Consider the following 16842-nt stretch of genomic DNA (forward strand, 5'->3'; position numbering starts at 1 on the left):
GGGTCTAGCCGTGCGGCGGCGCCGTCAACAACGCTCGCAATTCGGCCAGCACCGGCGCGCCGTCGGGCCGCACGCCTCGCCACACGTAAAACGATTCGGCTGCCTGCTCGACCAGCATGCCGAGACCGTCGGCGCCCCGTGCACCCAGCTTCCGCGCGTGCTCCATGAACACCGTCGGATGCGCGCCGTACATCATGTCGTAAGCGAGCGTACCGGTGCCGAACGCGCGGTCGTCGCAGTCCGGCAACGAAGCATCCAGACTGCCCGCCGTCGCGTTGACGATCACGTCGTATGCGCCTGCTTCGATCGCTCGCGCGCTGCCGCCGGTCAGACGGCAAGCGGCATCGCGTGCCGCCTGCGCGAACTGGTCCACTAACACTTCAGCCTTCGCTGCCGTACGGTTGACGATCGTCAGCGTATGCGGCGAACGGTCCAGCATCGGCAGCACGACGCCGCGCGCGGCACCGCCGGCACCGAGCAGCAAAATCCGCGCACCCTTCAATGAAACGCTGAGATTCACCTCGATGTCTCGAACGAGGCCGAAGCCGTCCGTGTTGTCGCCGTAGACACCGTTTCCGTCGAACCGCAGCGTGTTCACCGCGCCCGCTGCTGCCGCCCGCGGCGACAGGGTGTTAGCGAACGCATGCGCGTCGAGCTTGAATGGCACCGTCACGTTCATGCCGCGACCGCCAGCTTCGATAAAAGCGCGCACATGCGGGACGAATGCATCGACCGGCGCGAGCAAGTGGCCGTACTCGATCGGCTCGCCGGTTTGCGCGGCAAAGCGGCCATGAATGAACGGCGATTTGCTATGGCCGACCGGGTTGCCGATGACCGCGTAGCGGTCGCGCGAATCGTTGACGCTCATCGTCCCGGCTCCGCTACGTGCTGCTGGCCGGCTGCCGCATCGCTGGTGCCGGCGGCGTTTTCGGCATCGCCCGGTTCCGCCGCGCCGCCGTCGAGGTCGGCTTCCGCCTGAGCCTCGGCTTCGCCTTCGGCGCTTTCTTCCGCCACGTCGATGATTTCCTCTTCACCCTCGTCAGCTTCTTCAGCTTCGCTGCCGCTCGTCACCGTCGGCGCGTCGAGCACATGCAATAGGCGCACGGACGCTTCGACGGTCAGTTCGTCGATCGACATCACTTCCATCTGCAAGCGCGTACCGCGTGCGTGCACGCCGAGACCCGGCACATGCAGCAGCAGCGGAATCTCTTCCAGACGCACGAGATCGCCCTTCACCACCGATGCCACCACCTGCTTCCGGTTCTCCTGCTTCAGCCACCGCAGGCACCAGAAGTACTCCATGCGACGCTGGTGATCGGCATACGCGGTGTAGGTGTCGTCGAAACCTTGCACGACGGCGAACAGATCGGCGTCCTTAGGCTTGAACGGCGCAGCCAGTTTCGCGGTCACGCCATGCTGCACGCAGGCGAGCAACTGCCACTGGTTCACGAGGTCGACATAGCGGCGCAGCGGCGACGTGCTCCACGCGTATTGCGTGACGCCCAGGCCTTCGTGCGGCGCCGCATTGGTTTGCATGCGGGTGCGTTTCGGACCGGTTGGCGCGCCGAACGCGCGCTGCGAACGATAGATGCCCGGCACGCCGTGGTCATGCAGGAACGCGCCCCACGACGAGTTTGCGAGAATCGCGAGCTCCGCGACGATCGTATCGAGCGGCGAGCCACGCCTGCGCGGCGTGATCGTGATGTGCTCGCCTTCCACATAGAAGTTGAAATCGGTGTTGCGCTGCACTTCGCGGCGCAGGCCGTAACCGGCGCGCGCGGTCTGACGCTTTTCGAACAGCGCCTGCGCGAACGGCCACAGCACGGCGATGTCTTCCTTGTGCGGATAGTCGCCTGTGCCGGCGGCGAGCGCCTCTTCGGTGACCAGCTCATCCAGCGTGTTGTGGCGCAGATTGTTCTTCACGAACACGCGCTCGGCGCGCGTTTCGCTCGCCACGATTTCCTGCGTCTCGCGATTGATGATCACGTAGAGCGACAGAGCCGGCCGCAAGCCACCTTCAGCCAGCGTGAACGCTTCCACGACGCTATCGGGCAGCATCGTGATCTTGTCGCCCGGCATATAGACAGTCGACAAACGCGTACGTGCGATCGCATCGACATCGTCGCCACGGGCAATGCCGAGCGCCGGCGCGGCGATGTGCACGCCGATCCGCACGCGGCCGTCGGCCAGATGCTCGACGGAGAATGCATCGTCGATTTCGGTCGTGGTGATGTCGTCGATCGAGAACGCCTGTACATCGGCTTCCGGCAGATCTTCCGGCAATGTGCCGACCGTGACCGGCGGAAAACCGGTGCCGTGCGGGAAAAACTCGGAGAGGAATTTCGCCTCATGCAACGCGCGAGCCGACGGAATTCCGCCGCATTCGAGCATCAGCCGCGCCTGCGAAATGCCTCGTGCCGCTGCCGCGCCTTCGAGCGCCTTGTATTCGATCGTGTTCTTGTCCGGCCTCGTGAGCAAAGCCAACGCCTTGCTGCCGCTGAAGCCTTCCGGCAGACGGCCTGCCTTCAGTTCGTCTTCGTAACCGGCTTGCACCAGCGCCTGCTGGCGCTTGCGCTCCAGCCCGGCGAGCGCCATCTTGAGTTGCTCCTGCGGCGCGCGCTGGTACATGCCGCGGCCCTTGCGGCGGAAATACACCGGTGCGCCGTGCATGCGCAACACCAGCGCCGCGCGCTCGATGGCACCGAACGCTTCGCCGAAGTACTCGGCGCCCAGCGTGGCAAACGGAAATTCGTCGTCCGGTGCGCATTCCCACAGGAAGTCCAGATCGATGTCCTGCGCGGCGGCGTCAGCCTGTTGCATCAGTTCGCCCGCGCCCGGCTTTTCGAATTCGATCAGCACGTCTTTCGCGCGCACCTTGGCGCGCCGGCCGCCCGGCAGTTCGACCTGAAAAGCATCGCCCTGGCGCGACAGCACGCTGCCCGCCTTGAAACTGCCCGATTCCTCGAAGAAAACGTTCACTCAATACTCTCGTTCTGTCTTGCATCTGCCGGCGCGCCCGATTGGGTTCAGCTATCGGTCACTGCGTGCGCGGCACGGCAACGTGTTCGTGGTAGTGGATCCGCGGCGCGATACGCGCGCGCCGGCGGCATGATTCTGGTGATCCTCAGCGGCCTCGCTGCGGGATCGTCGCCACGCTCAGGCGGCTTCGCGCGGCGCCGGCGGCTCGACGTCTTCGGCATCGCAAAAGGCCAGCACCTCGTCGACGTATTGCGCGAATTCGCTGATTGCGTGGTCACTCCCTTGGATCAGCGTAGTGCGCGCGCCCGGATAGTGCGCGAGCATTTCGCGGTAATCGAGCACTTCGTCGCCGGTGGCGGCCATCAAATAATAGCGTTCGGGCCGCGTGATCGACGCGACGCCGAGCGCGCGCAGCTCGTCCAGATGATGTGGCTCGACCGTGATGCTGCCGCCGCCGTGCCACAGCGGCTGCTCGCCGAGATAGGCGCTCAGGTCACGCTGCGGCACGACCGCCGGGTTCAGCAGCACCGCCGGCCAGCCGTGCTTCTCGGCAAGATGCGTGGCGAAGTAGCCGCCGAGCGAACTGCCGATCACCGTGACGTCTTTCGGCTTCGCGGCCGCCACCAGCGATTCGGCGAGCGCCACGGTCTCGAACGGCGAGACCGGCAGCATCGGACAGCACCATTCGTCGCTGCGGCCGAGTTCGACGAGGCGCGCCGCCAGCACGCGCGCCTTGAACGAATTAGGTGACGAGCGGAAACCGTGCAGATAAAGGATCACGAAGCCCCTCGCGCGGAAAGTGCGTCGAGCAGCTTCTGATGCACGCCGCCGAAGCCGCCGTTGCTCATCACCAGAATCTGGTCGCCGGGGCGCGCTGCGTGAACCACCGCCTTGACCAGCGCGTCGAGATTGTCGAAAGCCTGCGCTTTGCCGTCGAGGGGCGCGAGCGCTTCGCCGAGATCCCAGCCGAGTGCGTCGCGGCCAGCGGGCGCGCCGTAGCCGAACACGAGATCCGCATCGGCCAGACTCGCCGGCAGTTGCGCTTTCATCACGCCGAGCTTCATGGTGTTCGAGCGCGGCTCCAGCACGGCCAGAATTCGTGTGTTTTCATGGCCGACGCGTGCACGCAGTCCGGCCACCGTGGTTTCGATCGCCGTGGGGTGGTGCGCGAAATCGTCGTAGACGGTCACGCCGTCGACGCTTCCGCGCACTTCCATACGGCGCTTCACATTCCGGAAGCTCGCCAGCGACTTCGCGGCTTGCGCCGGCGGCACGCCGACATGGCGCGCGGCGGCGATCGCAGCAAGCGCGTTCATGCGGTTGTGTTCGCCCTGCACCTGCCAATCGACCACGCCGACGCGCTCACTGTTGTGATACACGGCGAAACGCTCGTCGACCGGCACGCCGTCTTCCGCCGGCAAGGTTTCCCAGCCGCCTTGCACGCCGAACCGTTCGACTTCGCTCCAGCAACCGCGCGTCAGCACGCGCTCCAGCGCGTCTTCACGACCGTTCGTGACGATACGGCCAATGCCCGGCACCGTGCGGATCAGGTGATGGAACTGCGTTTCGATCGCCGCCAGATCCGGGAAAATGTCGGCGTGATCGAACTCGAGGTTGTTCAGGACCGCGGTTTTCGGCCGGTAGTGGACGAACTTCGAGCGCTTGTCGAAGAAGGCCGTGTCGTATTCGTCGGCTTCGATCACGAAGAAGCTCGAATCGGTCAGCCGCGCCGACACGCCGAAGTTCAGCGGCACGCCGCCGATCAGGAAGCCCGGATTAAGACCCGCGTCTTCGAGCAGCCAGGTCAGCATCGAACTGGTGGTGGTCTTGCCGTGCGTGCCGGCCACCGCCAGCACCCACTTGCCGTTCAGCACATGCTCGCCGAGCCACTGCGGACCGGAGACGTAAGGCAGGCCGCGATCGAGAATCGCTTCCATGAGCGTGTTGCCGCGCGAGACCACATTGCCGATCACGAACAGGTCGGCGTTGAGGCCGTTCAACTGCTCGGCGTCATAGCCTTCAATCAGACGAATGCCTTGCGCCTCGAGCTGCGTGCTCATCGGCGGATAGACGCCGGCGTCGCAGCCCGTCACGGTGTGGCCCGCGGCGCGCGCGAGGACCGCGAGTCCGCCCATGAACGTGCCGCAGATACCGAGGATGTGGATGTGCATAAGCCTGTCGTGCCGCGCGGGCGTATTTTGCGAGGGATGGGAGTGCAGAAGAGCGGTCGAAACGACCGTCCGCAAAGGACGCTATTGTAACCGACGCCTCCGAATCGCCCTACGAACGGGGCCGCCAGGATGGCTGCCCGCCCCGCCCCCGCAAAATGCCCGGCATGAACCGCCCAGAAAGGGCTGCCATCAATCTCTAGTATGATTGAGAGATGGTTCGCAAATCACATTTCGATCCGCAGCGCGTGCGCGAGGAAATCGCCATTGCGGCTGCCCGGATGATCGCTGAAGACGGTCTGGACTACGCAACGGCCAAGCGTAAAGCGGCACGGCAGGTAGTCGGCGAGAGCCGTGTTGCCGGCGAATGGCTGCCGGATAACGACCAGATTGAAGAAGAAATCCGTGAATATCAGTCGCTTTTCCAGGGTGACAGCCAGCCGGCGCTGTTGCGGCGGCTGCGCCGTATCGCGATCGACTGGATGGAGCGGCTTGCGCCGTTCAATCCCTATCTGACCGGCGCGGTGCTCGGCGGCACAGCGGGTGAACACTCGGATATTCACCTGCAGGTGTTCTGCGACAACCCGAAAGAAGTCGCGATCTACTTTCTGAACGCCAACATCCAGTACGACGTTTCGGAGACGCGGCATTTTGCCGGCCGCGGTTACGTCGAGACGCTGAGCTTCCTCTGGCGCCCCACAAACGAAGGGCGCGATGCGGAGCCGACCGGCATCCACGTCGCCCTGTACGAAACGGACGACTTGCGCGGCGCGGTTCGGGCCGACGCGCGCGGCCGCACGGCCCGGGCGAATCAGCAGGCCGTTCAGGCGCTGCTCGACAGCAGCAACGTCACCTCTTCAACTAATTAGACAGACCTGGAATGAATACGACACGGATTCTGGCAGGCGCGCTTGTCGCGATCGCCGCTGCGGGTGGCGGGGTGCTGGCCAATCACTTGCTGAACGGCGCCCCGGAAGTCGCCCACGCGGCGCAGCCCGGTTCCACGCAAAGCGCAGTCGAGCAACTTTGGACCGCGCCCGTCACGAATGTCGACGGCAAGCCGCAATCGCTAAGTTTGCTTAAAGGCCACCCAATCGTCGTCAACTTCTGGGCGTCGTGGTGCGGACCGTGCGTCGAGGAAATGCCCGCTCTTTCGCAACTTCAACGCGAATATGCAAAGAAAGGGATCCAGTTCGTAGGACTTGGCGTCGATTCGGATAAAAACGTTCAGGCGTTCCTGCAGAAGGTGAAAGTAGCCTATCCGATCTACGTGACCGGATTCGGCGGCGCCGACCTCGCGCGCGCGTTTGGCAACACCGCCGGTGGCCTGCCCTTTACCGTCGTCATTGACGCAAAAGGCAACATTCGTTCGACAAAATTAGGCCAAATCGACCCGCAAGCGCTGAAACAGACGCTCGACGCGCTCTAAATTTCACATTCTTTTGACGATCAGATCGGGGCAAAAGGCGCGAAATTACGCGCAAATCGCTCAAATTTGGGAGAAGATGGGCGCCCGGAGAGGCGGCGAAAGGTCGCCGGGATCGTTTCCAACGCGCAGGAAACTAGACAAGTTTCTCTAATCAGCGCTAAAGTGCGCCCAATTCCACGGAAAAAGAAGCGACCATGACGCGACTGCTGGTACTGCACGGCCCCAACCTCAACCTTCTCGGCACCCGGGAACCCGAGGTTTATGGTCGAGTAACGCTGCCGCAGATCGATCAGGCACTCGCGGACCGCGCAGCGGACGCGGGCGTCGACCTCGCATCCTTCCAGAGCAATCATGAAGGCGCTCTCGTCGATCGCATCCAATCCGCCCGGACTGAAAAAACCGATTTCATACTAATCAATCCCGCCGCGTACACGCACACCAGCGTGGCCATTCGGGACGCACTGGCGGGGGTCGGCATCCCGTTCGTCGAGATTCATCTGTCGAACGTACATCGCCGCGAACCGTTCCGGCATCACTCGTATTTCTCCGACCAGGCTGAAGGCGTGATTTGCGGCCTCGGCTGGAAGGGATATATGTACGCGCTCGAATTCGCGCTCGACCGGCTGTCGGCCGGCTCGTCGCGCGGCTGATTCCAAACACGTCCAATTTAAGCCGGGTACTGCGATTGCACGCGCCGGCACTTTACGCATTGAAAGGGGCTTCCTGATGGATCTACGTAAACTTAAAACTCTGATCGACCTCGTCTCGGAGTCCGGTATTTCCGAACTCGAAGTGACTGAAGGCGAAGGCAAGGTCCGCATCGTCAAGAATGCGCCGCCGGTTTACGTGCAACCGTCCGCTTCGTATGCTCCGCAATATGCCCAGCCGGTACCGCTGCCGGGCGGCGAAGCACCGGCTGCCGCAGCGGGCGCCCCGGCTACGCCGGCCGCCGTCGCGCCGCAAGGCCACGTGGTGACCTCGCCGATGGTCGGCACCTTCTACCGCGCGCCGTCGCCGGGCGCCGATCCGTTCGTCCAGGTGGGCGACACGGTCAAGGAAGGCCAGACGATCTGCATCATCGAAGCGATGAAGTTGCTCAACGAAATCGAGTCGGACAAGTCCGGCGTGGTGAAGGAAATCCTCGTCGAAAACGGCCAGGCGGTCGAGTACGGCCAACCGTTGTTCGTGGTCGGCTAACGCGGCACGCTTTGCGCTTTTTTTGCGCCTGCCGCCCGCGCGTCTGCTGTCCAAGGCGCGCGACCGATCCTCTGAGGCAGCCTGTGTTGTGATCAACCGGGCGCCCATTGATGAGTCGAAAATCCGCTATGTTTGAAAAAATTCTCATTGCCAATCGCGGCGAGATCGCGCTTCGTATCCAGCGCGCCTGCCGCGAACTCGGCGTCAAGACGGTCGTCGTCTATTCGGAAGCCGACAAGGAAGCCAAGTACGTGAAGCTCGCCGACGAGGCGGTCTGTATCGGCCCGGCGCCTTCGAATCTGAGCTACCTGAACATGCCGGCGCTGATCAGCGCGGCAGAAGTGACGGACGCCGAAGCGATCCACCCCGGCTACGGCTTCCTGTCGGAAAACGCCGACTTCGCCGAGCGCGTCGAGCAGTCCGGCTTCACCTTTATCGGCCCGCGCCCGGAAACGATCCGGATGATGGGCGACAAGGTGACCGCCAAGCAAACCATGATCAAGACCGGCGTGCCCTGCGTGCCGGGTTCTGAAGGCGCGTTGCCGGAAGATCCGAAAGAGATCGTGAAAATTGCCCGCCAGGTCGGCTACCCGGTGATCATCAAGGCCGCCGGCGGCGGCGGTGGCCGCGGCATGCGCGTGGTCCACACCGAAGCGGCGCTGGTCAACGCGGTCAACATGACGCGCGAGGAAGCCGGCCGTGCCTTCGGCAACCCGCAGGTCTACATGGAGAAATTCCTGGAGAACCCGCGGCACATCGAAATTCAGATCCTGTCCGACTCGTTCAAGAACGCAGTCTGGCTCGGCGAGCGCGATTGCTCGATGCAGCGCCGTCACCAGAAGGTGATCGAAGAAGCGCCGGCGCCCGGTATCGCGCGCCGCCTGATCGACCGCATCGGCGATCGCTGCGCGGACGCCTGCAAGAAGATGGGCTATCTTGGCGCGGGTACGTTCGAATTCCTGTACGAAAACGGCGAGTTTTACTTCATCGAGATGAACACGCGCGTGCAGGTCGAGCATCCGGTGACCGAGCTGATCACCGGCGTTGACATCGTGCAGGAACAGATTCGCATCGCAGCGGGCGAGAAGCTCGCGTTCCGTCAGCGCGACATCGTGTTCAAGGGTCATGCGATCGAATGCCGGATCAACGCGGAAGATCCGTTCAAGTTCACGCCGTCGCCGGGACGTTTGACGTCGTGGCATATGCCGGGCGGTCCCGGCATCCGCGTCGATTCGCACGCCTACAATGGCTATTTCGTGCCGCCGAACTATGATTCGATGATCGGCAAGCTGATAGCTTATGGCGCGACGCGCGAGCAGGCGATCAAGCGGATGCGCATCGCGCTGTCGGAAATGGTGGTGGAAGGCATTCAGACCAACATCCCGCTGCACCGCGAGCTGATGCTGGACGCGAAGTTCGTGGAAGGCGGCACCAGCATTCACTACCTCGAAAACCGGTTGGCCGCGAAGCAGCAGGCCGCGCCGGAAGAAGCGTAAGTCATGAGCTACCGGGAACTGATCGCCGAGCTGGCACGCGAGCACGCGGAGGAGTTCTCCGACGCGCTGCTCGAGTTGGGTGCGCTGTCCGTATCGGTCGAAGATGCGGACGCCGACACGCCCGACGAGCAGCCGCTGTTCGGCGAACCCGGTCTCACGCCGGATCGCACGGCGTGGCAGCGTTCGCGCGTGATCGCACTGCTCGCGCCGGAACAGGAGCCGGGTGTGCTGCTCGCGGCGGCGGCCAATGAGGTGGGACTGGAAAGCGCGCCATCGTTTACCGTGCGTGAAGTCGAAGAGCAGGATTGGGTGCGTCTCACACAGTCGCAATTCGATCCGATTTCGATCGGCGAGCGCATCTGGGTGGTGCCCTCGTGGCACGACGCACCGGACCCTGACGCACTCGTGCTGGAACTCGATCCGGGCCTCGCATTCGGTACCGGCAGCCACCCCACTACGCGTCTGTGCATGGAATGGCTGGAGCAGTCGGTGAAGGCGGAGCAATCCGTGCTCGACTACGGCTGCGGCTCGGGCATCCTTGCAATCCTCGCGAAGAAGTGCGGCGCCAACCCGGTGTACGGCATCGATATCGACCCGCAGGCGGTCGAATCGGCCCGTCACAACAGCGAGCGCAACCGGGCGGAAGTCACGTACGGTTTGCCTGACGAATGCCCCACCGGCGAGTTCGATATCGTGGTCGCCAACATCCTGTCCAACCCGCTCAAGCTGATGGCCTCGATGCTGTCGTCGAAGGTCAAGCCGGGCGGCCGGATCGCGCTGTCAGGCATTCTGGCGCGCCAGGCGGACGAAGTGGCGCGGGTCTATTCGCGATGGATCGACATCGGCGTATGGCGCGAACACGAAGGTTGGGTATGCCTGACGGGAACGCGCCGCGAAAGCCATTAGAATAAGGCGTATTGTCCAACCAACGGCCTTTCGGCTTACCGGCTCAATATGCTCCTGGCGACGCGTTGCCCCTTCTGCGAAACCGTCTTCCGCCTGCAACCGGCGCAGCTCGCGCTGCGCCGCGGCCTCGTGCGTTGCGGGCAGTGCCATGAAGTATTTGACGCATCGAGCAGCCTGTTCGAACTGAACGAGGACGGCGACTTCTCCACCGCCAAGCCGGTTGCCGCGGCTGCGGCGATCGAGGCTTTGTCCGGCGTACGCCCCAAGGGCCCCGATTTCAGTGCTGAAGCATGGGATCCGTGGGCACCGGCGCCCGACGCCGCGATCGACAACCGCCTGCTTCACAACGCCAGCAACCTGCCGCTCACGCCGATTTCCACCGGTGCAGGCGTCGCGGTCACGCCGCGCCACGCTACCGAGCCGGAACTGCCGGCGAGCGCCTTCACCGCGCCGATTGCTGCCGACCACGAACCCAGTCTCGCGAACGCGCCGCTCGAACCCGTTGCCCACGAGGCCGAGGCGCCCCCGGACCTGCCGCGTGAGCCTTTCGCTTACGAGGCCAATCCGTCTGCGGACGCAGCGCCGCGCGTCTGGCACAAGACCGAGCGTCCTTCTGAACATCTCGCTGATGCTGACGAGCCGGTTTTGCACGAACCGGCCAGCTTGCATGGCATTCCTGACAATGAACCGCATTTCGGTGCGGCCGGCTTAGGTGGGGCCGCCTCAGGTGGGGCCGGCTTAGGCGCTGCAGGCGTAGCTGCGGCAGCCGGACTGGGTGCCGCCGCCGCGGGCGGTGGCTCAGGTCCAGGTCCAGCCACCTTTGGATCGAGCGGCGAACCCTTCGCGGTCCAGCCGGTGCATGACGGCGTCGATCCCTTCCCGGTGGTACGCGAAACACGTCCGGCCGAACCGCGCCGCCTCGGCTGGATCATCTTCGGCTCGGTGGTCGCCGCGCTACTGGTTATCGCCCTGCTCGCGCAACTCGCCTGGTGGCAGCGTGAAACCATGCAGGTCTACTTCCCACGTTCGCAGACGCTCTACGTAAAGGCCTGCGCGCAGCTCGGCTGCCAGATCACGCCGCCGCACGACATCGACGGTTTGCAGGTCGAACCATCCGACCTGCGGCAGATCGACGGCCCGCACAAGCTCGAACTGAAGATGCCGCTGCGCAACCGCGCCAATGTTGCGCTGGCCTACCCGGCCATCGAACTCACGCTGCTCGACGACCAGAACAATGTCGCCGTGCGCCGCGTGCTGTGGCCGCAAGACTACGTCGCACCCGGCACGCCGATCGCGGCCGGATTGCCGGCGCACACGACCCAGACCATGATCGTGCATCTCGACACGGGCAATGCGGTCGCGTCCAATTTCCGCGTACAGATTTTTTATCCGTAACGCATCCTCGCGCCCGGCACTGACCGGGCGTGTTCACCGTCATTACTGACGAATTTTCGGAGCACGACAACATGAGTCAAGTTACGCTGGGTGGCAACCCGATCGAAGTAGCCGGCACGTTCCCGAGCGCGGGCCAGACTGCCCCCGCCTTCTCGCTGGTCGGCAAGGATCTGAAGCCCCTGTCGCTGGCCGACTTTGCCGGCAAGCGCAAGGTGCTGAACATCGTCCCGAGCCTCGACACGCCGACCTGCGCCACGTCGACCCGCAAGTTCAACGAGGCAGCAGCCAAGCTGAGCAACACGGCTGTGATCGTCGTGTCGGGCGACCTGCCGTTCGCCGCATCGCGTTTCTGCACGACCGAAGGCATCGAGAACGTCGTGACGGCGTCCACGTTCCGCGGCCATGAGTTCGCGCAAGCCTATGGCGTCGACGTCACGAGCGGCCCGCTAACGGGTCTGACGGCACGCGCCGTGGTGGTCCTCGACGAGAACGACAAGGTCGTGCACGCTGAGCTGGTCGGCGAAATCAAGAACGAACCGAACTACGACGCAGCGCTTGCCGCGCTGAAGTAAAACCTTCGCGCACGAACCCCGGCGCCGCGCTTCATGCGCGGCGCTGTCACGTCGTCGCGCCATTCTCTTTATCGATTTTTACAGGAACGCTCGCCTTGGCTACGCTGATTTGCGGTTCGCTCGCCTACGACAACATCATGACCTTCGAAGGCCGCTTTCGGGAGCACATCCTGCCGGAGCAGGTCCACATCCTGAACGTGAGCTTCCTCGTGCCGACGATGCGCCGTGAGTTCGGCGGCTGCGCGGGCAATATCGCCTACTCGCTGCATCTACTCGGTGGCAACGCGCGCATCATGGGCGCGCTTGGCGCGGTCGACGCGCAGCTCTACATGGACCGCTTCAAGCAGCTCGGCCTCTCGACGGAAAACGTCCTGGTGGTGCCGGACACGTACTCGGCCCAGGCGATGATCACCACCGACCTCGAAAACAACCAGATCACGGCGTTCCACCCGGGCGCGATGATGCAGGCGCATCTGAACCGTGCCGACGAAGCGAAGGGCATCACACTCGGCATCGTCGGACCGGATGGTTACGACGCCATGATCCAGCATTCCGAGCACCTGGCAGCGGCCGGCGTGCCGTTTATCTTCGATCCGGGTCAAGGTTTGCCGCTGTTCGACGGTGAGTCGCTACGCCGCATGATTGAACTTGCTACTTACGTAGCTGTCAACGATTACGAAGCCAAACTGGTGAGCAATAAAACGGGTTGGTCGATCGAAGAGATCGCCGGCAAGATCGAAGCGCTGATTGTCACGCTCGGCGAACAAGGCGCGCAGATCCATCACGCCGGCGGCATCGAAGCCATTCCGGCGGTCAAGGCACAGCAGGTGCTCGATCCTACGGGCTGTGGCGACGCGTTCCGCGGCGGCCTGCTGTATGGCATCGAGAACAAGCTGGGCTGGGCGACCACCGGGCGTCTGGCGAGCCTGATGGGCGCGCTGAAGATCGAACACCAGGGCCCGCAAAACTACGCGCCCAACCGGGCGGAGATCAACGAACGGTTCAAGCAGGCGTTCGGATACGACCTGCAGTAATGCCGCAAGCTATTGGAGTTAGGGAATGAGAACAACGAGTCGTCTGGTAGTGGCCGCCTTGATTGCCGGTTCGCTGGCCATGTCGGGGTGTGCGTACAACAGCAGTTCTGCCGACGTCTACACCGCGTCGCAGGCACAGCGCGAAGAGACGGTCCGCATGGGCACGGTCGACAGCGTTCGGGCCGTGAAGATCAGTTCGAACAACGGCCAGCCGAGCGGCCTGGGTGCGATCGGCGGCGGTGCGTTGGGCGCGGTGGCCGGCAGCGCGATCGGCGGCGGTCGCGGCTCGATCGTGACGGGCATCATCGGCGGCCTGGCTGGCGCAGTGGCAGGCAATGCAGTCGAGAACGGCGTCGCGGTGCACGACGGCCTCGAGATCACCGTGCGACTCGATAACGGCGACATGCGCGCGATCACCCAAAGCGCCACCGGCGAAATCTTCCGCGCCGGCGAGCGCGTCCGTCTGCTTTCCAGCGGCGGCGTCACGCGCGTCACGCACTAAGTTTCCCCTCTCGTGCGGTCGCGCTTCACGCGCCGCCGCGACGACCTCAAACGCATGCCCTCTGTGCATGCGTTTTTTTTTCGCCTGCGGGTTTTGCACTCGTTTCTCAAAACCGGCGCCTTCGCCCGAGCAAAAAAAATCCCGTCGCCAGAAACCCGGCAACGGGACCCTGACCGAGTAGCGCTCGGTGATGTTGCTTCAAGCGCTACTCGATCATCGACACACAGTACGACGTGTCGAAGTACTTCTACCGCTTACGGACGGCTGCCCGTCGGGAACGGCCATGCCGCTGCCGGGTTCAGCGCGGTCTTCACCGTCGCCGCCGGTGCGCTCGAGACAGAAGTCGCAGCGGGAGCAGGAGCAGCCTTCTTGGCGACAGCCTTCTTCGCAGGGGCAGCCTTCTTGGCAGGAGCAGCGGCCTTCTTCGCGGCAGCCTTCTTGGCAGGCGCAGCCTTTTTAGCGGCAGCCTTTTTCGCAGGCGCAGCCTTCTTGGCGGCAGCCTTCTTAGCAGGCGCAGCTTTCTTGGCAGCAGCCTTCTTGGCAGGCGCAGCCTTCTTGGCAGCAGCCTTCTTAGCCGGCGCCTTCTTTGCTGCAGCCTTCTTCGCCGGTGCTGCCTTCTTTGCTGCAACCTTCTTCACTGCTGCCTTCTTAGCCGGCGCCGCCTTCTTTGCCGGTGCCTTCTTCGCTGCAACCTTCTTCACTGCGACTTTCTTAGCAGCGACTTTCTTCGCCGGAGCAGCCTTCTTCGCTGCAACCTTCTTCACTGCGACTTTCTTAGCAGCGACTTTTTTCGCCGGAGCAGCCTTCTTTGCCGGAGCAGCTTTCTTAGCTGCGGGTTTCTTAGCTGCTGCTTTCTTGATAGTTGCCATCATTTTCTCCTTCAGGTTTTCAGATGAGAGTCAGTTCAAACTACACCCTTCGTCAAAACCCGCTTCCCGCGGACGCTTCTCAGGGCGCGCGCTACGAAGCGGGCTATTCATCGGCGTACGCAGGTGCTGCGCGCTTACGCTAATGAATGCGGTAAGGCGCGCCGTGCCCTTGGGCACCGCGCGCCAGATCTGGTCGGCGCTGGATCTCAACGCCGGCAATTGCTTGATCGGGCCGCTGGCGGCGACGCCAGCGGCTTTTTCCGGGGGGAAGTTTGCCCATCCCACTGAAGGGTTCGCAAAGTGCCAGTCATGTTTGTGGGCCGCGAAGGCACGCGGCGCACTGGGCACAATTTGCATCAGGCGGTTCTGCTCCTAACTAAATTGCCGCGGCCGAAGCCTGCCGGCATCCCCAAAATGAATGCATCTGCGACACGAACCCGGATCACTCCCAGGTCAGCGCGCCGCCAGTCTGATATTCGATCACTCGCGTCTCGAAGAAGTTGCGTTCCTTCTTCAGGTCGATCATCTCGCTCATCCACGGGAACGGGTTTTCCTCGTTCGGGTACAGCGGATCGAGACCGATCTGCTGGCAACGGCGGTTGCAGATGAAACGCAGATAGCTCTTGAACATCGACGCATTGAGGCCGAGCACCCCGCGCGGCATCGTATCTTCTGCGTAACGATATTCAAGTTCGACCGCTTGCTGGAAGATCTCGCGGATTTCCGCGCGGAACTCAGCCGTCCAGAGTTGCGGGTTTTCGAGTTTGATCTGGTTGATCAGGTCGATGCCGAAATTGCAGTGCATCGACTCGTCGCGCAGGATGTATTGGTACTGTTCCGCCGCGCCGGTCATCTTGTTCTGGCGGCCCAGCGCCAGGATTTGCGTAAAGCCGACGTAGAAGAACAGGCCCTCCATCACACAGGCGAACACGATCAGCGAGCGCAGCAGGGTCTGGTCTGCCTCGAGCGTGCCGGTCTTGAAGGCCGGGTCGGTCAGCGTATGGATGAACGGAATCAGGAATTCGTCTTTCGCGCGGATCGAGGAAACCTCGTGATACGCGTTGAAGATTTCGCCTTCGTCGAGACCCAGGGACTCGACGATGTACTGGTAAGCGTGCGTGTGGATCGCCTCTTCGAACGCCTGGCGCAGCAGGAACTGGCGGCATTCGGGCGCCGTGATGTGGCGGTAGGTGCCCAGCACGATGTTGTTGGCGGCCAGAGAATCTGCCGTCACGAAGAAGCCCAGGTTGCGCTTGACGATGCGGCGCTCGTCTTCGGTCAGCCCGTTCGGGTCTTTCCAGAGGGCGATGTCGCGCGACATGTTCACTTCTTGCGGCATCCAGTGGTTGGCGCAACCAGCCAGATACTTTTCCCAGGCCCACTTGTATTTGAACGGCACTAACTGATTGACGTCGGTCTGGCCGTTGATGATGCGTTTGTCGGCGACATTGACTCGCGCTTCGGAGGCGGCAGCCGTTCCGGTAGCAGCGTGGGTCACATGAGCGACGGGAGCGACTGCGATGTCGTTCGCGAAGATGTCTTGAGCCGAGGGAGCGTGAGGAGCGGAACGCGTTCCGACTTGCGAACCGACAGCCGATCCCGCAGCGTTGCGCAACACATTCTGTTGCGTAGCGCTCGAGGGAGTTACGGCAGTGATCTCGTCATCCCAGTTGAGCATAAATGTCACCATCAATTTAGAACGGTTTGTACCATCTTTTCACGAGCGATAAAAGAGTTCGCTGATGAAAAATCCTGTTTTCGATTCGCGTTGCTACGTTCATACAACACTTTGTTCAACAGACTGTGTGTGTCGCCTCATGTGAAGCGTGTTGAACGTGTGTCGTCGAGGTGCTTCGCGAGCTCGAAGAGCAACGTGTTAAAGCGACGTTTCGCTGCTCTATCTATCTGTATTGCGGAGCGTGCTTGCAGCGTTTTGCGATTGCTTCCTGCTGCCTCGTGCTGACGTTCCGGCTGTCCCGTGGTTGCCTGTTCGTCAGTGCCGGCGAGGTGAAGTTCAATGCAATGTCGAGCGATGCATCTGGCCGGCTGTGTCGATCGAGCTTCGACCGGGGCGTTTGCTGAGCGCTTCATGTCGAGCGCTTCGTCTGTGCTGCCGACTGCTGTCTGCTTCATCTACTACTTGCTTACCGCTTGCCTGCTGTTCGCCTGCCGCTTCACGACTTCAGTTGCTTGCCGTGCTTCGCTGCTTTTCGACGAGCGGCGCAACGTCGATTTCGTTTCGCTGCGCCGCTCGTCTACTTCACTTATGCATCACTTCTATGAGGCTTGCTGATC

18 protein-coding genes are annotated in these 16842 nt (G+C 62.8%); 11 read left to right on the forward strand and 7 right to left on the reverse strand.

Annotated features, from left to right (window positions below):
• Positions 1–4: 4 nt before the first annotated feature.
• The 4 genes from aroE to mpl form a co-directional block, all read right to left on the reverse strand.
• Positions 5–868: a shikimate dehydrogenase gene (gene aroE / locus FSO04_RS02065; protein WP_154558121.1), complete on the reverse strand. Its 864-nt coding sequence runs from the start codon at positions 866–868 to the stop codon at positions 5–7.
• Positions 865–2979 carry a ribonuclease catalytic domain-containing protein gene (locus tag FSO04_RS02070; protein WP_168435539.1) on the reverse strand — a complete coding sequence of 705 codons (2115 nt, stop codon included), beginning with the start codon at positions 2977–2979 and terminating at the stop codon, positions 865–867. The genes aroE and FSO04_RS02070 overlap by 4 nt, the downstream gene beginning before the upstream one ends.
• Positions 2980–3156: 177 nt before the next feature.
• The gene (locus tag FSO04_RS02075; RefSeq protein ID WP_093645190.1) at positions 3157–3759 is read right to left on the reverse strand and encodes a YqiA/YcfP family alpha/beta fold hydrolase; all 603 of its coding nucleotides are present in this window, start codon (positions 3757–3759) and stop codon (positions 3157–3159) included.
• Positions 3756–5150: a UDP-N-acetylmuramate:L-alanyl-gamma-D-glutamyl-meso-diaminopimelate ligase gene (gene mpl, locus FSO04_RS02080; protein WP_154558122.1), complete on the reverse strand. Its 1395-nt coding sequence runs from the start codon at positions 5148–5150 to the stop codon at positions 3756–3758. Before mpl ends, FSO04_RS02075 begins: the two co-directional genes overlap by 4 nt.
• Positions 5151–5362: 212 nt before the next feature.
• On the opposite strand from mpl, the gene FSO04_RS02085 reads away from it, so the two are divergent.
• The 10 genes from FSO04_RS02085 to FSO04_RS02130 all read left to right on the forward strand — a co-directional run bounded on the left by FSO04_RS02085 (position 5363) and on the right by FSO04_RS02130 (position 13678).
• Positions 5363–6016 carry a UDP-N-acetylmuramate--alanine ligase gene (locus tag FSO04_RS02085; protein ID WP_154558123.1) on the forward strand — a complete coding sequence of 218 codons (654 nt, stop codon included), beginning with the start codon at positions 5363–5365 and terminating at the stop codon, positions 6014–6016.
• An 11-nt stretch (positions 6017–6027) separates the two neighbouring features.
• A complete protein-coding gene (locus FSO04_RS02090; RefSeq protein WP_154558124.1) occupies positions 6028–6576 on the forward strand; it encodes a TlpA family protein disulfide reductase in 549 nt (182 codons plus the stop codon).
• Positions 6577–6770: 194 nt separating this feature from the next.
• Complete coding sequence (gene aroQ, locus FSO04_RS02095) at positions 6771–7226, forward strand: type II 3-dehydroquinate dehydratase (RefSeq protein WP_154558125.1); 456 nt, start codon at positions 6771–6773, stop codon at positions 7224–7226.
• Between the two features lie 76 nt (positions 7227–7302).
• A complete protein-coding gene (gene accB, locus FSO04_RS02100; protein WP_097390440.1) occupies positions 7303–7773 on the forward strand; it encodes an acetyl-CoA carboxylase biotin carboxyl carrier protein in 471 nt (156 codons plus the stop codon).
• A gap of 128 nt (positions 7774–7901) precedes the next feature.
• A complete protein-coding gene (accC, locus tag FSO04_RS02105) occupies positions 7902–9269 on the forward strand; it encodes an acetyl-CoA carboxylase biotin carboxylase subunit (RefSeq protein WP_054040733.1) in 1368 nt (455 codons plus the stop codon).
• Between the two features lie 3 nt (positions 9270–9272).
• Positions 9273–10175, forward strand: a complete 903-nt coding sequence (prmA, locus tag FSO04_RS02110; RefSeq protein WP_154558126.1) for a 50S ribosomal protein L11 methyltransferase — start codon at positions 9273–9275, stop codon at positions 10173–10175.
• A 48-nt stretch (positions 10176–10223) separates the two neighbouring features.
• On the forward strand, positions 10224–11570 hold the full coding sequence (locus FSO04_RS02115) for a zinc-ribbon and DUF3426 domain-containing protein (protein WP_154558127.1): 1347 nt from the start codon (positions 10224–10226) through the stop codon (positions 11568–11570).
• Positions 11571–11641: 71 nt separating this feature from the next.
• Positions 11642–12142 carry a thiol peroxidase gene (tpx, locus tag FSO04_RS02120; RefSeq protein WP_154558128.1) on the forward strand — a complete coding sequence of 167 codons (501 nt, stop codon included), beginning with the start codon at positions 11642–11644 and terminating at the stop codon, positions 12140–12142.
• 95 nt (positions 12143–12237) lie between these two features.
• Positions 12238–13176, forward strand: a complete 939-nt coding sequence (locus FSO04_RS02125) for a carbohydrate kinase family protein (protein ID WP_154558129.1) — start codon at positions 12238–12240, stop codon at positions 13174–13176.
• A 25-nt stretch (positions 13177–13201) separates the two neighbouring features.
• A complete protein-coding gene (locus tag FSO04_RS02130; RefSeq protein WP_054040737.1) occupies positions 13202–13678 on the forward strand; it encodes an outer membrane lipoprotein in 477 nt (158 codons plus the stop codon).
• Positions 13679–13932: 254 nt separating this feature from the next.
• On the opposite strand, the gene FSO04_RS02135 is transcribed toward FSO04_RS02130, so the two are convergent.
• The 3 genes from FSO04_RS02135 to FSO04_RS02145 all read right to left on the reverse strand — a co-directional run bounded on the left by FSO04_RS02135 (position 13933) and on the right by FSO04_RS02145 (position 16225).
• Entirely contained in the window at positions 13933–14547 is a 615-nt protein-coding gene (locus tag FSO04_RS02135; RefSeq protein WP_093645210.1) for a histone H1-like DNA-binding protein, read from the reverse strand.
• A gap of 30 nt (positions 14548–14577) precedes the next feature.
• On the reverse strand, positions 14578–14904 hold the full coding sequence (locus FSO04_RS02140) for a hypothetical protein (protein ID WP_093645212.1): 327 nt from the start codon (positions 14902–14904) through the stop codon (positions 14578–14580).
• A gap of 85 nt (positions 14905–14989) precedes the next feature.
• Complete coding sequence (locus FSO04_RS02145) at positions 14990–16225, reverse strand: ribonucleotide-diphosphate reductase subunit beta (protein ID WP_054040807.1); 1236 nt, start codon at positions 16223–16225, stop codon at positions 14990–14992.
• A gap of 339 nt (positions 16226–16564) precedes the next feature.
• Here FSO04_RS02145 and FSO04_RS02150 point away from each other — a divergent pair, with 339 nt between their 5' ends.
• Complete coding sequence (locus tag FSO04_RS02150; RefSeq protein WP_154558130.1) at positions 16565–16840, forward strand: hypothetical protein; 276 nt, start codon at positions 16565–16567, stop codon at positions 16838–16840.
• Positions 16841–16842: the final 2 nt, after the last annotated feature.

Source organism: Paraburkholderia madseniana (assembly GCF_009690905.1).
Classification (GTDB): Bacteria; Pseudomonadota; Gammaproteobacteria; order Burkholderiales; family Burkholderiaceae; genus Paraburkholderia; species Paraburkholderia madseniana.